The organism is Noviherbaspirillum sp. (genome assembly GCF_035627455.1).
In the GTDB taxonomy this organism is placed as follows: Bacteria; Pseudomonadota; Gammaproteobacteria; order Burkholderiales; family Burkholderiaceae_D; genus Noviherbaspirillum.
Window position 1 is genome coordinate 1 of the sequence record NZ_DASPLS010000029.1, and the last position, 18,993, is coordinate 18,993.

The 18,993-nt window shown below is 60.2% G+C and carries 21 protein-coding genes; 10 read left to right on the forward strand and 11 right to left on the reverse strand.

Annotation, left to right across the window (positions count from 1 at the left end; translation table 11 throughout):
* A partial coding sequence (locus VEC01_RS04980) for a peptide-methionine (S)-S-oxide reductase (protein ID WP_324899621.1) occupies window positions 1–163 on the forward strand: 163 nt, incomplete at its 5' end.
* Window positions 164–399: 236 nt separating this feature from the next.
* Here VEC01_RS04980 and VEC01_RS04985 read toward each other — a convergent pair.
* Window positions 400–687 (reverse strand): hypothetical protein, encoded by a 288-nt coding sequence (locus tag VEC01_RS04985; protein WP_324899358.1) that lies wholly within the window; start codon window positions 685–687, stop codon window positions 400–402.
* 581 nt (window positions 688–1,268) lie between these two features.
* Here VEC01_RS04985 and VEC01_RS04990 point away from each other — a divergent pair.
* The 4 genes from VEC01_RS04990 (at window position 1,269) to VEC01_RS05005 (ending at window position 4,161) form a co-directional block, all read left to right on the forward strand.
* Window positions 1,269–1,496 carry a hypothetical protein gene (locus tag VEC01_RS04990; protein ID WP_324899360.1) on the forward strand — a complete coding sequence of 76 codons (228 nt, stop codon included), beginning with the start codon at window positions 1,269–1,271 and terminating at the stop codon, window positions 1,494–1,496.
* Window positions 1,497–1,857: 361 nt separating this feature from the next.
* Window positions 1,858–2,337, forward strand: coding sequence for a GFA family protein (locus tag VEC01_RS04995; protein ID WP_324899362.1), 480 nt, complete (start codon window positions 1,858–1,860; stop codon window positions 2,335–2,337).
* A 359-nt stretch (window positions 2,338–2,696) separates the two neighbouring features.
* Entirely contained in the window at window positions 2,697–3,545 is an 849-nt protein-coding gene (locus VEC01_RS05000) for a helix-turn-helix transcriptional regulator (protein ID WP_324899364.1), read from the forward strand.
* 100 nt (window positions 3,546–3,645) lie between these two features.
* Complete coding sequence (locus VEC01_RS05005) at window positions 3,646–4,161, forward strand: SRPBCC family protein (RefSeq protein WP_324899366.1); 516 nt, start codon at window positions 3,646–3,648, stop codon at window positions 4,159–4,161.
* 210 nt (window positions 4,162–4,371) lie between these two features.
* Here the strand turns inward: VEC01_RS05005 and VEC01_RS05010 are convergent, their stop codons facing one another.
* From VEC01_RS05010 to VEC01_RS05025, 4 genes are all read right to left on the reverse strand, one after another.
* A complete protein-coding gene (locus VEC01_RS05010) occupies window positions 4,372–4,743 on the reverse strand; it encodes a hypothetical protein (protein WP_324899367.1) in 372 nt (123 codons plus the stop codon).
* A gap of 81 nt (window positions 4,744–4,824) precedes the next feature.
* Entirely contained in the window at window positions 4,825–5,295 is a 471-nt protein-coding gene (locus VEC01_RS05015) for a GNAT family N-acetyltransferase (protein ID WP_324899369.1), read from the reverse strand.
* 192 nt (window positions 5,296–5,487) lie between these two features.
* Complete coding sequence (locus VEC01_RS05020; protein WP_324899371.1) at window positions 5,488–5,781, reverse strand: cupin domain-containing protein; 294 nt, start codon at window positions 5,779–5,781, stop codon at window positions 5,488–5,490.
* A 191-nt stretch (window positions 5,782–5,972) separates the two neighbouring features.
* Window positions 5,973–6,770, reverse strand: a complete 798-nt coding sequence (locus VEC01_RS05025) for an alpha/beta hydrolase (protein ID WP_324899373.1) — start codon at window positions 6,768–6,770, stop codon at window positions 5,973–5,975.
* Between the two features lie 399 nt (window positions 6,771–7,169).
* On the opposite strand from VEC01_RS05025, the gene VEC01_RS05030 reads away from it, so the two are divergent.
* Window positions 7,170–9,476, forward strand: a complete 2,307-nt coding sequence (locus tag VEC01_RS05030; protein WP_324899375.1) for an NADP-dependent malic enzyme — start codon at window positions 7,170–7,172, stop codon at window positions 9,474–9,476.
* A gap of 1 nt (window position 9,477) precedes the next feature.
* On the opposite strand, the gene VEC01_RS05035 is transcribed toward VEC01_RS05030, so the two are convergent.
* The 4 genes from VEC01_RS05035 to VEC01_RS05050 all read right to left on the reverse strand — a co-directional run bounded on the left by VEC01_RS05035 (window position 9,478) and on the right by VEC01_RS05050 (window position 13,031).
* Window positions 9,478–10,827 carry a glycosyltransferase gene (locus VEC01_RS05035; protein WP_324899377.1) on the reverse strand — a complete coding sequence of 450 codons (1,350 nt, stop codon included), beginning with the start codon at window positions 10,825–10,827 and terminating at the stop codon, window positions 9,478–9,480.
* 98 nt (window positions 10,828–10,925) lie between these two features.
* Window positions 10,926–11,735: a helix-turn-helix domain-containing protein gene (locus VEC01_RS05040; RefSeq protein WP_324899378.1), complete on the reverse strand. Its 810-nt coding sequence runs from the start codon at window positions 11,733–11,735 to the stop codon at window positions 10,926–10,928.
* Window positions 11,736–11,946: 211 nt separating this feature from the next.
* Window positions 11,947–12,558: an alpha/beta hydrolase gene (locus VEC01_RS05045; protein ID WP_324899380.1), complete on the reverse strand. Its 612-nt coding sequence runs from the start codon at window positions 12,556–12,558 to the stop codon at window positions 11,947–11,949.
* Between the two features lie 56 nt (window positions 12,559–12,614).
* On the reverse strand, window positions 12,615–13,031 hold the full coding sequence (locus tag VEC01_RS05050) for a hypothetical protein (RefSeq protein WP_324899382.1): 417 nt from the start codon (window positions 13,029–13,031) through the stop codon (window positions 12,615–12,617).
* Here VEC01_RS05050 and VEC01_RS05055 point away from each other — a divergent pair.
* The gene (locus VEC01_RS05055) at window positions 13,030–13,299 is read left to right on the forward strand and encodes a hypothetical protein (protein ID WP_324899384.1); all 270 of its coding nucleotides are present in this window, start codon (window positions 13,030–13,032) and stop codon (window positions 13,297–13,299) included. The genes VEC01_RS05050 and VEC01_RS05055 overlap by 2 nt on opposite strands.
* Before the next feature lie 77 nt (window positions 13,300–13,376).
* Here VEC01_RS05055 and VEC01_RS05060 read toward each other — a convergent pair whose 3' ends face one another.
* The gene (locus VEC01_RS05060; RefSeq protein ID WP_324899623.1) at window positions 13,377–14,774 is read right to left on the reverse strand and encodes a GntP family permease; all 1,398 of its coding nucleotides are present in this window, start codon (window positions 14,772–14,774) and stop codon (window positions 13,377–13,379) included.
* Between the two features lie 663 nt (window positions 14,775–15,437).
* Here VEC01_RS05060 and VEC01_RS05065 point away from each other — a divergent pair.
* The gene (locus VEC01_RS05065) at window positions 15,438–15,845 is read left to right on the forward strand and encodes a cupin domain-containing protein (protein WP_324899386.1); all 408 of its coding nucleotides are present in this window, start codon (window positions 15,438–15,440) and stop codon (window positions 15,843–15,845) included.
* A gap of 98 nt (window positions 15,846–15,943) precedes the next feature.
* Here the strand turns inward: VEC01_RS05065 and VEC01_RS05070 are convergent, their stop codons facing one another.
* Window positions 15,944–17,344 (reverse strand): sigma-54 interaction domain-containing protein, encoded by a 1,401-nt coding sequence (locus VEC01_RS05070; protein WP_324899388.1) that lies wholly within the window; start codon window positions 17,342–17,344, stop codon window positions 15,944–15,946.
* A 402-nt stretch (window positions 17,345–17,746) separates the two neighbouring features.
* Here VEC01_RS05070 and VEC01_RS05075 point away from each other — a divergent pair, with 402 nt between their 5' ends.
* Both VEC01_RS05075 and VEC01_RS05080 read left to right on the forward strand, forming a co-directional pair.
* Window positions 17,747–18,175, forward strand: a complete 429-nt coding sequence (locus tag VEC01_RS05075; RefSeq protein ID WP_324899390.1) for a cupin domain-containing protein — start codon at window positions 17,747–17,749, stop codon at window positions 18,173–18,175.
* A gap of 13 nt (window positions 18,176–18,188) precedes the next feature.
* Entirely contained in the window at window positions 18,189–18,956 is a 768-nt protein-coding gene (locus tag VEC01_RS05080; protein WP_324899392.1) for an HpcH/HpaI aldolase family protein, read from the forward strand.
* Window positions 18,957–18,993: the final 37 nt, after the last annotated feature.

An 18,993-nucleotide genomic window follows, 5' to 3' on the forward strand; every position in this document is an offset into this window, starting at 1 on the left:
CTTTGCGCAAGTCGTTACCGAAGTTAGCGCAGCCGGGCCGTTTTATCCGGCCGAGGAATATCACCAGGATTACTACAAGAAAAATCCGATCCGGTATAAGTATTATCGGACCAGTTGTGGACGCGATGCGCGGCTGGCGGAGCTTTGGAGCACTCCGCAATAGAGTTCAGTGAGCGTTGACGGCGAAACGACTGCTACGGTGAAATCGCCGCCTCAGGCGCGATGTAGACGCCATGTCTGCAATCGGCCAGAAGCGGACACTAGCCGCTAATAAAGCAGCTCCTGTTCGGTCTTGGAATTAACGGAAGCGCGGCTAGAGCAGGCGAGGGTTAGTCGTCGTTTCACCGCTTTTCGACCAACAGGGCAAACTGCGGCGAAGATTTTCCGAGAACTCGGTAATCATTCCTTCTTCTGGGCATCCTTGGCGGCACCCTCGAGTTTTTCTCCGCCTTGCTTCACTGCTTCACCGGTCTTTTCGCCGGCCGACTGAAGTACCTGGCCAGTCTTTTCTCCTGCCTTGTTCAGCGCGTCTCCGGCCTTGGCGGCCGCGGCGTCAACCTGGGCACCAGCCTTCTCCGCCGGCCCTTTGCCCGCTGCTGCTTCGTCCTGCTTCTGACAGGCGGTCAATCCCACGAAAAGGCTTACTGCAGCAAGCCCTGCACCTAATTTTTTTCTGAGCATCATCATCTCCAATAAAAAAGAAAACGGCCCGCAGGCCGTTCAAGGTCACGCAAAAAGTAGCTGTTGCCGACTGGTTTGCTTTTTCCCGGGTTCCCCAACATGGGACTTATGGCCTGACGCCGCACCCCGACCTGCCGGGTGCGCCTACTCTCCCGCTTGCAAGCATCGGTTGGGCGGAGGCGCTGGCCCACGAAAACCAGCTGGGGCGCTACGGCACCCTGTTCGTTGACCTGCCGATCGTCTGCCCGGATTCCCTGGCGACTACGATTTCCCCGACACACCGGATTCCTGTCGCTACCTAGTTTAGGAGACGCGTGCGCGCGACTGGTTCCAGACAAAGGCATCTCAGACGGTGACGGGTCAACGTTCGGGATCGACTCTCGTTCGACGCGGAAGCCAAATGCGTACGGGATATTTCCCTTGAACGTCCGCCCTTTAGACGCAGCAAGCTTACCAAGGGAAACGGCACCCCTTGCCGCGTCCCTAAGCCCGCTAAAAGAGAGTATGGTGTATCAAAATAGGGGCACGGCTACAGACCCTGTCCCGGGGAGTTTTCAGTTGACTTGAAACCATTAAGGAGAGAACTCATGAACGAGATTATTCAACGCGTGATCGAGAAAACAGGCCTGCCGGAAGACAAGGCAGCGTCGGCAGTGGAGGCGGCCGTGGGCTTCATCAAAGAAAGGCTGCCGGGCCCGGTGGCATCGCAACTCGACAGTGTAGTCGGCGGCGGAGGCACTGGAGACTCCGGCGGGGCAAGTGGGATGGGGGGCATCGCCAGCGGCATCGGGGGCATGTTCGGCAACAAGCAATAGTCCTACTGTACGGCAAGGCATGCCGAGTACCGGCGAATAGGTAGAGGAGTGACAGTTCTGCGCGCTGCCAGAGCTGCGAACAGTCATGTCCGCCAATCCGACGTGCCGACAGTTTCGTAAGTACATTACGTTATAAATTCAATACTTATATTTGCGCTTTTTCATTGCGTGGTTTTTCTGTTCTGTTAAACCGATGTTTTTGGTACAGGCAATCGGGGTAAAGCCAAGGGTCATGCGACTTGCTCACGCGTCGGATTCCTTTATTAGACGACACTTGCCGATGTTGATCAGGTGTTTTGCGATTTATAACAAGTTGGGCATCGACAAAGGTACGTACTAACCTGGAAGCGGAGAGGCCCAAATGTCCGAGATCCACGAAGGAGGATGTCTTTGCAGGTCGGTGCGGTACCGGGCGATAGGCCCAGCCCTTCGCACACTTGTCTGCCACTGTCGCTTCTGCCAGAAGATGACAGGGTCAACCTCGTACGCTGAAACCATGTATCCGGTGGATGCCGTCGAATTCATCGGCAGACTAAGCATCTATCGTCACTACTCCGAGACCAGTGCGAAGCCGGTTCATGTTCACTTCTGCCCCACTTGTGGTACGACGGTTACGCTCACATTTGAACGCTGGCCCGAGTACCGCGCGATCTCGAGGGGAACCTTCGATGACCCGGATTGGATACCCATTGATGCGCACATCTGGACGGAGTCAGCTCAGTCCGGCGTGGTGCTACCCGCGAGCACTGATTGCTTCAGACAGGCCAGGATAAAGCTGGATGGCACGCCGGAGGTTGCAGAACGTTTTGGGGCACCTGTTTTCGCTAAGCGCGATGCCTGACATGGCGGTCGATGCGGACGTTCTCGCGACAGGCTGTCGCCTGCCTATGGCTCGCCGGTTACCTCAATGTTGAATCGCAATGCGAATGACCGCTATCGGCAGGACTGACTGGCCGGTTTTGGTCGACTGCTGCCAGTGGGCAGACTTCCTTCAAAGTCTGCTGGCAAACCGAAATCCGCCGCTCTGTATTCTCGACTTCCAGCTTTACGAGATTGCTTTGCCAACTCTGCTATGGCAGCATGCAACGGGTGCTGCATGCCGTAGCAGAACCGCTCGGCGCTCGGTCCGATCGTATCTCGAAAAGCAACGCCACAGTTCGGAAAAGAAAAATCTAATCTGCCTGCATAGTGAACGCCAGCATGCGTATCTTCCACCGCTTTCCGATACCGAAGCTAAGCCCTTATGTCGAGCGGTTCTGGGGGTGGGAGGCCGGCGCAGGCGAGGCAATCCCGTTGCCAACCATCCTCCCCGGCACCGGCGCGGAGATTTTCTTTCATTATCGGGAGCCGTTCCGGCAAATTGAAGGCGCAGGCGTCTTCGCTCTGGAAAGCACCCACCTGCTTTGTGTCCGAAGGCACCCCATCGAGCTCGCGGAAATGGGGGAATTCGGCTTTGTGGCAATCCGCTTTCGCGCAGGCGCACTGCATCACTTTATCCCGGTTCCCGGCCGTGAATTGCCTGACCGGCAGCCGCGCGCAAGCGATTTATGGGGAGCGTCCGGAAATGCGCTTGGCAAGCAAGTGCGTGGCGCACGGTGCAATCGCGTACGTGTCGACTTACTGGAAAACTTCCTCCTGCAGCGCCTGGAAAAGAGCGCGACGGACAAGCTGATCAGCACCGCGGCGTCCCGCCTTTATCGACATTGCGACACACTCACGATCACGGCGTTAGCTTCGCAGCTTGATATCGGGAGGCGTCAGTTGGAACGCCGGTTCCTTGACGTCACCGGACAAACGCTTGTCGAAGTCCGGCGACTGAGCCGTTTCCAGAAGACGGCAAGAACGCTATTGCTTGACCAGTCGGCGAGATGCGCAGATTCAGCTCTCAGCAACGGATATTACGATCAATCGCATTTCATCCGCGAATTCCAGTCCCTTACGTCCTTGTCGCCGCTCAGCTACCTCAAGCAGGCCCGACTGAAGACGCATTTTTACAATACGCCGCGCTTCGCTTCTGAAAAAATCCAGTCCACGCTTTCATCCTGCTGAAAGCGCGTCGACAGTACCCGGGTACAAAGCACTCTCCTGCGCCGATCATTCAGCGCCGGGCGATGTCGCGCTGGTCATTTTTCAGAGAAAGGAGACGTTCATGAAGTTTTGCCCGCTATTGCGGTTGGCCGCGCTTGGCCTCGGGGTACTCGGAGCGAGCACGGCAGCATCTGATCCGATGCTCGATGTTCGGGAAAGCATCGCCATTGCTGCCGCCCCGGATGTGGTCTGGAAGGCGGTGAAAGACTTTGACAATTTCGGCTGGCACCCGGCAGTCGCGTCGACCCGGCTGACAGCCGGGCGAAACAATGAAGCGCAGGCAGTCCGTACGCTGATCCTCAAGGACGGCGCCAGGATCACGGAACAACTGCGAAAGCATGACGATGCGCAGATGGTCCAGCGCTACGTTATTCTCGACTCGCCCTTGCCCGTGATCGATTATGCTGCCTCAATCGAGGTGCGGACAGACGAAGGCGGCGGCTCCACCGTGACCTGGCAATCACATTTCCGCCGAAAAGCCGACCCAGATACGAATGACGATACGGTGAGACGAATGATCGGCGAAATCCTTTCATCCGGGTTGGCTAATCTGAAGAAGATGCTGGAAAGAACGTAATGCGCGTATTTGCTGATGCATGGCGCTCACCTTGCATCCCTCAGGAATAATGTGACTTGCTCCGGCACGCAATGGAACGCGATGACGCATGAGGACAAACGAACGACAGCTTCCGACGCGGTCAATCGACGGCTTAGGGTCGCGTTCGCCAATGAACGTTCGCGCCGCGAAGCGGCGTCGGCCAGGATGAATGCTAAGGCCGCCTTCGGGTCAGCCACGCGCGGCACGCCGGAACAGCCAGGCCGATCCGGCAAACAACGCGATGAAGAACCCGTTTAGCGCCAGTATCTCTGCCGGCCCGCTCCACGGGAGACCCAAGCCCGCGATCAGCGCGATGGCGGCGACCACACCCTGAGCGCACGCCATCGCGAATAACGCGCGCGCCATCCCGCGGGGCTGGAGGCGCGCGATGATGGCGCCGGCGATTCCGACAGCGAGCACCCCGAAATACATCAGGTTGGCGGGGTCGCCATCGCTCCCGATGATGCCAACGCCAAGACTCAGCCAGACAAGGATGCATGCGCCCGTGAGCGCAACACCCATCGCGGACCGGTACGCAGTACTGTTTGCAGGTGTTCGCATAGCGTGTCTCGATTCCACGTCTGAGGTTCGAAATTAGCGGCCGCCTCAAGCTTGCTTGAAGCGGTCCGTTTGATGGCGGGGTTAGAGTGCTTTGCCATAGATGCCAAGACGTTTGCCCTCGTGAGAAATGCACTCGATGAGCTTCCAGCCGCTCCGTTGCAGGAGACTCTGTGCGGTGCTGGTGCCGCAGTAAATGCGAACGAAGCCCAGACTGCGCGCCTGCTCCTCCAGTGCGTCCAGCAGCAAACCGCCGATGCCCTGCCCCCGCAGCGAGGGATGGACAAAGCCGGCGGCGGCCCAGGGCGAGAGGTGCGCGTGGCTGGCAATCGATTCCGCTTTAAGCGCCGCAACCCCGCAAACGCTGCCGTCCTTTAAAGCGACGACACCAACCGGCAGCGTCCCCTGGTTGGCATACGCCTCGATGTCACGCTGTGCCGAGCCCGGCCCGCCCGGACCATAGTACGAGGGCCACTCGGCCTCGAACCACCCGCATAGAACCGGAACAAGCTGCGGATGCAGTGCGAGCGTAGCGATGGAAATCCCGTTGCACATGCGCTGCGCTCTACCGCTCAAGAAAACCAGCGGCGGAGTCGTGAGTGTTCATTGTTGAGCCGGGAACACTCATTAGGAAGATTCGCCTGGTTTGCATTTCTTCAATTTCCCCGCATGAACGATTTTGTACTAGAACACGCATGTGGCATCGGAACCGGTACCGTATCCATCCATCGTTTACACCGTGCTAAATTACGCCGCGGTGGCTGTCTGGTCCTTGACCCAGAAAACGACTACCGATGTCTTTTCCGCGAAGCGCTCGGCATGTTCGGCGTGAGCAGGGATAGCGCACCATTCACCCGGCCGAACCGCCTGCTCCACCCCGTTTAACGTCAAGTACAAGACACCTTCTGTTACGGTTACGTAATTCGTGGTCGGATGCGTATGCAGGGCAGTACCAAGGTTTTCGCGCGTGGCGACGGTCACGTCGCCGGCCTCGCTACTCAGTTTGCCCAGCACAAGCAGGGGCGCCGGAATGTGTGCCATAGGAAAAACCCAAATAAAAGCATCGAGTATAACAACACGATGTGCGACCATTTCCGATGTCAAGCGACACAAAAGCGGGGTCGCTTCTGAACCTGTGCGCTTGGCTACCCGAAACGCCCGGTCGATTCTCGAAGCAGACTCCACGCTTGACTCCAGCACACCGCAGACGCCGGATCTACTGGAACAACGCGCTAGACCTGCGCGAGGAATCCCTTGATCTCGGCATTCACCACGTCCGGATGCGTAATCGGCCCCATGTGGCCCAGGCCCTCGAACGCGACCGTGCGCACCTTGGGAAGCGCGGGAATCAGGATGTCGGCGACCCCGTGCGCGGAGGCGGTCGAGCGCTTGCCGACCATGTACAGAACCGGCGCATCGATCCGGCGAAACTCGTCGATACCTGCGGGTTCGGTAAACAGCGCATGCGCCCATCGACGCACGTTGACTACCGACTCCGCGATCGGCTGGCGACGGTTTGCAGGAGTCCTTTCCCAGCTGCCGGCACCCATCCAGTAGTCGATGAACGCTTGCGCGGCTGAATGCAGATCACCGGCATCGAGAGACGCGGCAGCGGCGTGAACCGCATTGCGTATGCCGTCTGCCTGGTTGGGAGGCGGCTCGGCGGCATCGACGAGTGCGAACAGGGTTGGCTCGTACAGCGCGAGCGCGCGGACGCGGGCCGGGAACATGAGGGCGGCTTTGAGTGCCACGGCGGCGCCATAGGAATGGCCTACCAGGGTGACCGGGGACTGTGCCGGCGCCAGCAGGGGCTCGATGAGCGCGACCTCGTCCGCAAGTGAGATGACGCGGTCAGACCGCCAGTCCGGACTCTTGCCGGAGCCATAGGAATCCGGCGCCATCACGCGGTACTCAGGCGCCAGCAGATCCATCAGTGCGCGCCACTGGCTGGAGCTGCTGGCGTTGGAGTGGATGCAGACGACGCTTGCGCCGGCGCCGGTTTCGCGGACAAATGGCAAGGGAGGATTCATACGCGCTCCACCTGATACTGGGCAATTCACACCGGGGCGCACCGGAGATTGGACAGGCTTGTTCCATCCGTCATGCCTGGCCGTTAACCGGCGAAACTGTCTATAGGCGCTTCGAAACCGGCTTTCTGCAGATCAGCTGAGTCGACCCTTGGACATGAAATCCTGGCGGCCTCCGGCGCCGGCACCATCCAGTATAGATGCGGCCTGCCGTTTAGAGAATGGATGGCCAGGCATGGCACCGGATCGCAGCGAACGGCCAAGTTACTGCACAGCAGCGACTGGCCGAACCTCGCATGCCCCTCCCCCCGTCCGCACCGAACCTGTGTATGCCGTTCATTGTCCATTTCATATTGCGCACTTCTTTGCCGGCGCCGCCGGATCCGATGAAAGGGACGAATCATGTCGATCGAAATGGGGGGGGAAGACAACCAACTTCGCGATGCCGCGCTGGAATACCATCGCCGGCCGACCCGGGGAAAAATCGAGGTCGCGCCGACCAAGGCATTGTCGAACCAGCGCGATTTGTCGTTGGCCTATTCTCCGGGGGTGGCGTATGCGTGCGAGGAGATCTTCCGCAATCCCGACCTCGCGGCCGAGTACACGTCGCGCGGAAATCTGGTGGCGGTAGTGACCAACGGCACCGCAGTCCTCGGGCTGGGCGACATCGGTCCGCTGGCCGGCAAACCGGTGATGGAAGGAAAGGGGTGCCTGTTCAAGAAATTCGCCGGCATCGATGTGTTCGACATCGAACTTGCCGAACATGACCCGGACAAGCTGGTCGACGCGATCGCGATGCTGGAGCCGACCGTGGGCGGCATCAACCTCGAAGACATCAAGGCGCCCGAATGCTTCTACATAGAAAAAAAGCTGCGCGAGCGCATGCGCATTCCGGTGTTCCATGACGACCAGCACGGCACGGCGATCATTTCCGCCGCCGCGCTGCTGAACGGGCTGAAGGTCGTGGGCAAGGATATCCGCGAGGTCAGGCTCGCCGCTTCCGGCGCCGGCGCCGCGGCCATCGCCTGCCTGGACCTGATGGTCGAACTCGGCGTGAAGCGCGAAAACATCTTCGTGACGGATTCGAAGGGCGTGATCTACAAGGGGCGCGACGCGAACATGGAGCCCAACAAGGCGCGCTACGCGCAGGACACCGCAGCGCGCACGCTGGCCGATATCGTGAAGGACGCAGATGTTTTCCTCGGCTGCTCGACCGCCGGCGTGCTGACCGGCGAGATGGTCAAGACGATGGCAAGCCAGCCGATCATCCTGGCGCTCGCGAACCCGGAGCCGGAGATCCGGCCGGAAGTGGCGAAAGCGGCGCGGCCCGACTGCATCATCGCCACCGGCCGGTCGGATTATCCGAACCAGGTCAACAACGTGCTTTGCTTCCCCTATATTTTCCGGGGTGCGCTCGACTGCGGCGCGACCAAGGTCACCGACGCGATGAAACTGTCTTGCGTGAAAGCGATCGCCGAGCTGGCGCAGGCGGAAACGAACGATGCGGTGGCGCTCGCTTATGCCGGCCAGGACCTGTCGTTCGGGCCCGACTACATCATTCCCAAGCCGTTCGACTCGCGCCTGATCGAACGGATTGCGCCGGCCGTGGCGGAGGCTGCGCGGACGTCGGGGGTGGCAACCCGCCCGATTGAAAACCTGGACGCGTATCGGCAGCAGTTGACCCAGCTTGTTTATCACACCGGACTGCTGATGCGTCCGGTGTTCAGCTCCGCCAAGGCAATGCCCAAGCGGGTGGCCTACGCAGAAGGCGAGGAAGAACGGGTGCTGCGCGCGGCGCAGACGGTGGTCGACGAGGGGCTGGCGCGCCCGGTGCTGATCGGCCGCCCGGCCGTCATCGAACAGCGTATCCGCAAAGCCGGCCTGCGGCTGAAGCCGGGGACGGACCTCGACATCGTCAATCCGGAAGACGACCAGCGCTACCGCGCATATTCCGACACGTATCACACCATGTGCGGACGCGAGGGGATTACACCCGACATGGCAAGGTCGGCGCTGCGCCGCTCCGCCACGCTGATCGGCGCCCTGCTGGTGCGGCAGGGCGATGCGGATGCCTTGTTGTGCGGCACGGTGGGACGCTTCGACCGCCATCTGGAACGGGTGCGCGAGGTGATCGGGCTGAGGACCGGCGCGTCCGTGCTGGCGACGATGAATGCGCTGACGCTCGACAAGTTCACGCTGTTCATCACCGACACCTATGTCAACGACGATCCGACGGCGGAGCAGCTTGCCGAAATCACCTTGATGGCGGCGGAAGAGATCCGGCGCTTCGGACTGGCGCCCAAGGTCGCATTGCTGTCGCATTCGATGTTCGGGTCGTCGACCCGGCCGTCGGCGCGGAAAATGCGGCGCGCCCGCGAGCTGCTGGTGCAGATGGCGCCGGCGCTGGAGGTCGAGGGCGAGATGCAGGGCGACGCCGCGCTGTCGGAGGATATCCGGCGTCATTTCCTGCCGGGCACGCCGGTGGCGGGCAGCTGCAACCTGCTGGTCATGCCCAGCCTCGATGCCGCCAACATTGCATTCAACCTGCTCAAGATCACCGGTGGTTTCGGCGTGACGGTCGGCCCGATTCTGCTCGGTGCATGCAAGCCCGTTCACATCCTCAACGCCGCGGCGACTTCACGGCGCATCGTCAACATGACCGCCCTGGCCGTGGCCGATGCCAGTGTCGGGCGCGCGGCGGAATCCTGAGTCAGGTTTTATATCGATACGCATTTTGCAGGCGCGCATCTCCGCCCCGCCGCATGCCGGGGATGCGTTGGCCGCCCTCATCGGAGCCCTGGCCATCCCGGGCCCCGCAATCGGCCAGCACCAGTTCAGCGATGCAGCCGGCGCCCTCCTCTTCTCGCGCGATCCTGGCCTGCGCGTCGTGCAACGCTTGCCGGAGCGGGCCGTTACCGAGCGCCCAGTGCCAGGCGCGCGTCAGATCGCCTGGCCCGGGATCCTGGCCGAGGCTGTGACCCAGGCCGAGATGTTGCAGGCGCCACGCGTTGTCCGGCTGGTCGTGCGCGCTCGGTACCAGCAGTTGCGGCAATCCGGCGCGCAAGGCTTCTGCCATGGTCCCGATGCCGGCGTGGTGCGCGATCAGTTGCACTCGCGGCAGGAGCAGGTCGAATGGTGCAAACGGCACGCTGTGCACGGCAGCCCCGGCCGTATCCCCCTGTGCATTCGGCTCGATGACGACCACCCTGGCGCCTTGCGCAACGGCGAAGCTTGCAAGCCGCTCCACCCACTGCGGCCGCGAGGCGACGGCGGTACCCGCCGTAATGACCATGACCGGCCCCGACCCGCCTTGCAGGAAAGCTTCCAGCGCCGCAGGGAGGGCGCGCTGAGGTTGCGGGCAACTAGGGAAGCCGGTGAACGCGCCATGCGCCGGCCAATCCGGCGCCGCCTGCGCAAACCACTCGGGAAACGCATAAACCACACGGCGTGGGGAGTGGATCCACTGCGAAAACAGCTTGCGAACCGGCGGCAAGCCGAGTTCCGCGCGAAACGCATTCACATGCGCGCCGATCACCGGATCGGTGCCGCATCGTTCAGCCGCCGCGATCGCCACGCGCTTCAGCCACAAGGGCCAGTGCCCGGGAATGGACGCCGCCGGCCACTTCGGTGGCCGGTGCGCCGAAAACACGATCGATGGCGACAGGTGGACCGTCGTATTCCGGTAAGCGTCGAGTTCCTCGGCCAGTCGCGCCGCCACCGCGAATGATGAACTCACCAGCAGGGTGTCGGCGGCATGCCAGCCCCGGCGCAGCGCCGACAATCCGGTGCGCATCGCCGCGCCGTAATAACGCCAGGATGCCTGCAGGCCTTTGGCCGCACTCCATACGTCCGCGCCGTTGAAGACCTCTTCGAAGACATCGTCCGCCCCGATCGACTGGAACTGCACGGCGGTTCCCGCGGTGAAGCGCCGGTACCGCTGCGGCGCCATCAGCGTGGTATCCATCCCATGCGCGGCCAGCTTTTCGGCGACGGCGGCCAGCGGCGCCACGTCTCCCCCCGATCCCACCGCCATCACGACCGCCCGTTTGAATTTTTCCACTTTTGTACCCCTGAAGAAGGAACGCATGCTTCCTGGCGACAGGGTACCCGCGCGCCGCGGCTTGCTCTTGAACGAACACGACATCCGCGCCGAACCGGCTATTCCGGCAAAGCCGTCTTGGAAGGCATGAACGCCCAGTAGCCCGGGACGTCGCTGTCGATGGCGTCTTTGGTCTGCGCCGGCGTGTGGCCCGCCGCGCGGCGGTAAATCCTGGTCATGTGGGACTGGTCGGCATAGCCGGCCTCCGCCGACACGTCGACCAGCGACGCTTCGTCCTGCGCCAGGTGCCGCAGCGAGCTTTCGAAGCGTTTTACCTGCAGCCATTGCTTCGGACCGAGCCCGAACGTGCGCCGGCATCGGCGCTCCAGCTGGCGTATGCCGATCCCGAGCTGTCCGGCCGCGGCGGCGACGCTGCTGCTTTTGAGCAGGGTGTCGGCCAGCGCCGGCGCCTCTTCGTCCATGCCGGCGCTTTCGCCGGCAAGCATCTGCAGTGCGGAAACCAGGCAGTCGGGATCGTCCACCGCGCGCCGCAGCGCGTCGACTAACGGCGGATCGTTCAGCCGTTGCGCCTGCGTGCCGTCAACGATGGCATCGACCAGCGACGTTGCGTCGAGGCGGAACCAGGCAGGAAGCACCCAGGGTTGCAGTACCAGGCTCAAGGAGCGCAGCGGAGCGGCGGCGTACGTGGTCAGCGGGACCGTGAGAGGCCCGGTCAGGAACACCGGCGGCAAGGATCTGCCTTGCGGGTGATTCAGCCGGACCTCACCGAGAGGCAGGACGTTCAAGCAGGCATAAACATTGGCCGGAATCGTACCTTCCAGGTATGCGGGGCCTTGGGTCGCGTCCAGGGTCCGCCAGATCGCACACGCGGCCGTGCGCTCGAAACCGCTTGGCGCCGGTTGAATCATGACGTGTTCCTGCATCGGCGGCGATGGCGCGATGCGGGGAAGGTTGACTGGCATTTGCGATGAATTTCAGGAGGCTGTGCCGGAAATTATATGCAATTTAACGAGCACGGATAATGCCGGGTATCGCTGCGCTCTGCCTCGGCCGCCGCACCCGCCCTGCCCCGCTCATCTGCTTCATCTGTACGGCCTGCCGGTTTTCATTGAAGGCAAGTCACGCGCAGGCGATACTCTTGCGGCAGACGGTACTACCAATCCCTTCTATCGCGTTCTTGATGATAGCCACTGCTTCGTGACTTAGTAAGATTTCGTAGTGGTTGCGCGGAACATCGACCAGCGTAATATCCTTGCGGTACCGCATCGAGGCGTGCGTGACGACGCCGTCGTTTGGCAGCGTCATCAAGGGCGAATGGCCTTTTGTGGTCACGATATTGGTCCAGGGATGCACGACCTTGAATCGATTGCCCTCGACGATAGGGGCGCTTGACGGCTGGATGTCCTTTACCAACTGGCTTAACGGGAGAAGGTATTGAATCACCTCGGCCGCCTTGCTTCCGCCATACGGCGTGCTTATTGTGACTGCGCCCGCAACCTTGTCTGGCAATTCATTGGCAAGGTGGAGCGCATGGATGCCGCCCAACGAGTGCGCGACAAAGAAAATGTCGTCAACGCCTGCAAGCTGCTCACGCATGCGCTGGTGATTGCAGTAGAACCCGTGTTCGCCGTTGTATTCCAAGAATAGCGGGTTGTGCCCTGTCATGTGCGCACGGATGAAGTTGAAGCTTTCCGATGATGCTTGATTGCCATGTATGTAGACAATATTCATTAGCCAGCCCTTTCGCCAGGAAGATTGGCAAAAAAAAACCCGTTACCAACAACGGGTTAAACCCATATCTCTAGGAAGAGCTGGGAGGAGACGATTTCATTGTATGCTGCATCGCAGCATAGTGCCAGTTTCGGATGGTGATAAAGGCTATTGGCGTCGCAGATAACAGACGTGTTGCGTTGATTCAACTGAATCCCAGGCGCGCAGGCCGAGACGGGTATTCCGCCCCAGAACAAATGTCCTCGCGCCTCCTGCGAAAAACGCACTTTTCTTAAAGGCGTTACGATAGCGCACGAAGTTTGCTCAAAAGCAATAGCCTGGAACAGGAAGCCGATACGATCATCGGTGCCATGCTTAACCTTGGGGGGCGGAAAGATGATGAGACAGGATTGTTCCGGCGAAGGGCGCAATGCAGCCGCAAACGATAATTTGCTCGAGCTTGCAAGACCCTTGCCACTGCTTGCCTCGATCATGGCAGTGGAATGCGTTGCATTGGGAATCGTCCTGGTTGCAGCGCTGGCGCAGAACCCGGCGTCGCTCACGTCGACTGCGGTGGTGATTATCGGCGGGCTCGTATTCGTGTTCGCGCCCGTCACTCTGCTGCTTTGCGTGGTCGTGCTGCGCTCCATCCGGCGCGCCACCGCGCGGCGCGACGACGGCAACGATCGCCGCGTAAACGCCTCCGGGCGCAGCGCGCGTCGCAAGCGTTCCCATCTGCGGCTGGTCAAGACCGACCGGTAAGCGGAACGCATGCTCGGCCGGCTCTCCGCCGCCTCCGGGAGGCGGACTGCCGTGCATGCATTCCGGTGGAAGCGCCGTCAGACAATCCCGGTCAGATAGAAAGCCGTGATCACGACGAAGACTGCAGCGGTCTTGATCAAGGTGATGGCGAAGATGTCCTTGTAGGCCACGCGATGCGTGAGGCCGGTTACCGCGAGAAGTGTGATCACGGCGCCGTTATGCGGCAGCGTGTCCATCCCGCCGCTGGCCATCGACGCCACACGGTGCAATACGTCAAGCGGAATTCCTGCAGCCTGGGCGTTCTGGATGAAACTGTCCGCCATCGCTGCAAGCGCAATGCCCATGCCCCCGGATGCGGACCCGGTGATGCCGGCCAGCGCGGTCACGGTAATTGCTTCGTTGACCAGCGGGTTCGGGATGGCACTCAATGAATTCGCCACCACCAGGAAACCGGGCAAGGCGGCGATCACGGCGCCGAAGCCGTATTCCGAAGCGGTATTCATGGAAGCGAGCAGGGCGCCGGCGATCGCAGCCTTGGATCCTTCTGCAAAACGCGCGATCACGACCTTCCCGGCAAAGACAAAGACTGCCGCGATGCCGACCAATAACGCGCCTTCGACTGCCCAGATGGCCGCGATCTTGGAAATTTCCTGCACGACCGGAGCGGATTTGCCGACAACGGCGGGAATGAAGGAGTGCGTTTTCCCGTACAGGCCGGGAATCCCGGCCGTAAACACTTTGTTCATGACCCCGACGAGAACGAGCGGCAGGATGGCAATGAAGGGGTTGGCCAGCTTTTCGTGTTCGAAAGGCTCGGGCTCGTTGACCAGGTTGCTGCCGTAGCCTTCGCCCGACGCCGCCGCCTGGCGACGCCGCCATTCGAGATAGCCGAGGCCCGCAAGAAGGACAAACACCGCGCCGATCATGCCGAGCCAGGGTGCGGCGTAAATGTCGGTCTTGAAGAACGTGGTGGGGATGATGTTCTGGATCTGCGGCGTGCCGGGCAACGCATCCATGGTGAAAGTAAAGGCCCCGAGTGCGATCGTCCCGGGTATCAGGCGCTTGGGAATATCGCTCTGCCGGAACATTTCCGCAGCAAACGGATACACCGCGAACACGACCACGAACAGCGAAACGCCGCCATACGTCAACACGCCGCACACCGCCACAATGGATAACATGGCGCGTTTGCGCCCGACCAGGTTAATGATCGAGGACACGATGGACTTGGAAAAGCCGGATAGCTCGATGACCTTGCCGAATATGGCCCCGAGCAGGAAGACAGGGAAGTAAAGCTTGATAAAGCCGACCATCTTGTCCATGAACAGGCCAGTGAACATCGGCGCTACCAGAGTGGGATCGGTAAGGAGGACGGCACCCAGCGCGGCTACCGGCGCGAACAGGATCACGCTATAGCCGCGGTAAGCGACGAACATGAGAAAGCATAGTGCGGCAAGGACGATGATGAAATTCATGGTGAGGACTACCAATCGATGAGCAAAGGGTCGTCGCGCTTGCAGAATGAGCGTCCCTTGCTTCAGGATTTTCACCTTCATTGCAATCGCAAACGGGTCATTGGCACCCGTGTTGCGCCGGCAGGCTGCTGAAGAATGTTTCCAAACAGTCGGCGTCGGAGCGCCAATCGTTCCTGTAGACAACTTATGTCGGAGAAAGTTTTACGTGCGGAAAATAATCCAGCGAATACCGAGGCGGAGGGCTGTCACGCGGATGTTCGTCACGGGCCGCTCTCGATGGTTCGTGGTCCGAACGTAGACGTCAGGAACCTGGCGCAAAGCGGCCGGCTCCCGCTCGCCAGGACCTGCGGGATCGGGTGCTGGACATGACACGATGACGCTCAAGCGTTGACATCGCCCGGGACCATATCGGCCCGCGCCGAAGTGTATACAAGCGATACGCCTGTATCTGCGCCAGGGTCAGTTAGTAAACACAAAATCGATCCTGGCGGGCGAAATCACGCCGGATACCGCGCAACCCTCCATGGATTTCGAAGTATGCGAATGGCATGTCTTTTGCTGAAACCGCCTGCGATACAAATCCGATTTCCGTAATGCCCGTTGCGCTCGGCTATTCAGCCATTTCATTGCGGTTCGCCGGGATACATTCAACAGGAGGAGTTTATGACTCAAGCAGAAAAACTGGCAGGTCGTACCATTGTCGTTCACCCTGCGCCGGACGGCTCGGATTTCAAGATCGGGCTGCGACCCTACTTCAAATACCGTGACACCGGCATCAAAGAAGCGACCGATGGCGCATTTACAGCGCATGTCATTCAGGCAGTTCCCGGCGTTCCTTTCAAGCCGGAATGGCATTCCCATACGCTTGGATTCCAGTTGTTCTTCGTGCTGCGGGGATGGGTCGTCTTCGAATATGAAGATATTGGCGTCGTGCGAATGGAGGCAGGGTCCTCGGTTTACCAGCCATCGAATATCCGGCATCGGGAACTGGAGCATAGCGATGACTTCGAAGTGCTCGAAATCGTTTCACCGGCGGATTTCGAAACAAGCTTGACGGATGCGCCGGGTTGAGCAACGAATGTGGGGGCGCAAGCATCAGGCAGCACGGACTGATTGTTTGCTTACTGCATGAAACGTACGCGCCGCCCCTGTACCGCGCGATCTGCCGCTTACAGCAAGTCCAGTTCGTGCAAACGCTTATAGAAAGTCCGGCGGCTTACGCCGACCTTCTTCATGGCCAGGGACTTATTGCCACCGCTACTGGAAAGCGCATCTTCATATAATTTGCGCTCGATTTTTCTAATTTCGCCCTTGAGGCTGCCTTGTTCGCTATTTTGGGCCGGCGCCTGGGTTGCGCAGTCCAGATTGGCGAAATGTTCGGGCAGCAAAACATCCGAATCACACAGTATGACGGCGCGTTCGATCGTGTTTCGCAACTGCCGGATATTGCCCGGCCAATCACCGCGCTGCAATAGCTCGATTGCTTCCGGCGCCATGATCAGCTGCCGTTTGTAGGAGTCACAGAACTGGGCGAGGAAGTGCAGCGCCAGTACGGGAATATCTTCCTTTCGTTCCCGCAAGGGTGGCAGATGCAGAGGGAAGACATTCAGCCGGTAAAACAAATCCTCGCGAAATTTGCCTTCCTTGACCATGTGCTCCAGGTCGCGGTTCGTCGCCGCGATCACGCGTACATCGACGCGTGTCACGCGGGTTCCGCCGACCTTCTCGATCTCTTTATCCTGCAGCACGCGTAACAATTTGGATTGCATCGACGCGCTCATATCGCCGACTTCATCAAGGAATATCGTGCCGCCTTCGGCAAGCTCGAACTTGCCCACTTTGCCGCCGCGCGTCGCGCCGGTAAATGCGCCGGATGCAAAGCCGAACAGCTCGCTCTCCAGCAAGCTGTCGGGAATGGCTGCGCAATTGACCGCGATAAATGCCTTGTCGCGGCGGTTACTGGCGCGTCGGATCGCTTGCGCCAGGACGTCTTTGCCGACCCCGTTTTCGCCGGTAATCAACACGGTGGCGTCTGTTTCCGCCACCCGCCGTGCCATCCCGATCACCTGCGTAAGCGCCGGACTGTTGCCGATCAGGCTGGCAAAGCCGCCGGAGCGTACCTGCTCCCTGAGCAGCAAGTCCTGATAATAATTCGCCAGGCCATGCGCGCGCCGGTACGCGCCGTACAGCTCCATCAGATCTTTGGAGTTCAGGAAGACGGTAACGACGCCGATCATCTGCCCGTCCTGCATCAGGGGATTGGCGCTTAACACAAGATCCAGACCTAGCTTCTCCGAATAAAAGGAGTCCCAGGTAATCGCTTTTCCCGTCTTGAGGACTTTCAGCGTGCGCGCATCGGGGGTCACGTCCCGCATATTCCGGCCGAGTACCTTATCGGCCGCCAGATCCATGATGCGCGTATACGCGGGATTGACGTAGACGATCGTCCCCTCCTGGTCAACGACAACAACCGCGTTGGACATCGATGAAACAATGAGCTCGAAAGGAATGCCCGCAGGCATGGTTGCCACTATCCCATGAGGCGATTCCGGGCCGGTCTTCTGCGCCATTTATTGCTCCATGCAAGCCAGTTGTCCGTAATTTTTTGGATGCAAGGCTTTAGGCCACTTTCAGTTTAGACCGAACCGGTAATGATTGTTCACTGATGTCGACTGGCTTTTGGTTTCATGGAAAGTTAAGCGCATTCAATTGCTGCGCTCGAGCAAGTTATCGAGCGAAGCCACCGGATCGCGCAATTCGCAAGCCGGTTCGTCAAGCCGCCATGGTGGCAGCCCCTCCACGGCTTTAGGTACGGCTGCGAGTGCCACATCCGGCGCCGGTGTCGTGCCAAGCGCCTGCGCCGCCTCGTGATTCGTGGCTTGGTATTTGCTTCATGCATAGGAGAAGCAGCACGGTTGACGCCGCTACGGCGGGCACGATGCCGCCTCCGCGAGATGTTGAGGCTGGCGTGAATGGCGGCGCTGTCTTCGCCGCTCAATATCACCTATGGACTCACGATGACTACGATGTACAACTGGAATGACCTCCCGCGCGAAATCGTTCGCAAGGGTGTCGAACGATGTGGTTTTCGCGGCGAGAACGTGATCGTCGTGATGAACTGGGTGGCACCGGATATCACGATCAATCCGCATAGCCACGAATTCGAGCAGCTCGCGATTTGCATCCAGGGCCGTTTCAACTATCACGTCGGCGAGCAGGTGTTCGACATGACGCCGGGCTCGATGCTGGTGGTGCCGCCGCATACCGTCCATTACGTCGAGCCGACCAGCGACGAAGTCGCTCTCAATCTCGATGTGTTTTCGCCGGTGCGCGACGACTACAAACATTTGGTCGAGTACCAGGCGGCTGAATCGGCCGGCGACCGGAATGGCCGCGATTGAGCCAAGGACCGCCATGAGCGCCGACACGTTCCGCGAACGGGTGCGTGGCCGCGAGCGGCTGCTGGGCACCTTTGTCAAAACACCGGCCTATCAGAGTGTCGAAGTTGTCGCCTCCGGCGGACTGGACTTCGCCCTGATCGATGCCGAGCATGCGCCGTTCGACCGCTGCACGCTAGACGCTGCCGTGCTCGCCGCACGCGCATCGCAGCTACCGGTGCTGGTGCGCATCCCGGACAACAGCGCGGCGACGATCCTGAATGTGCTTGATATCGGCGCGACCGGCGTCGTCGTGCCGCATATGCGCGACCCCGACCAGATTGCGCAGGTCTTCGCCGCGACGCGTTATCGTTCCGGCGGCAGCGCCGGCCGCGGCTTTTCCAACTCCCCGCGCGCCGGCGGCTATGGCGGCATCGGAATGGAAGATCTGATCCCTGCCGCCGACAAGAATACCGTTGTGATCTGCCAGATCGAAGACAAGGAAGCGGTTGAGAAGATCGAACGGATCGCCGCGATCGATGACGTGGATTGCCTGTTTATCGGCAAGGCCGATCTGGCGGTTTCCTGCGGATTTATCGGAGCCGACCGAGCTCTTCTCGATGCGGCTGTCGAAAGAATCTGTGCCGCATGTAACGCCGCAGGAAAGGCGGTCGGAATTTTCCTTCCGAACCTGGACGAGTTGTCGCGCTATGAAGACCTTGGCGTGACGTTGTTTGTGATCGGTTCGGACCAGGCACTATTGAAAATGCAGTTGAAGACGATCGTCTCGAAGTTTCGGGAATAGGAAAGGGAAACAAGACGTTTGCGGTACTGCGTGCAGC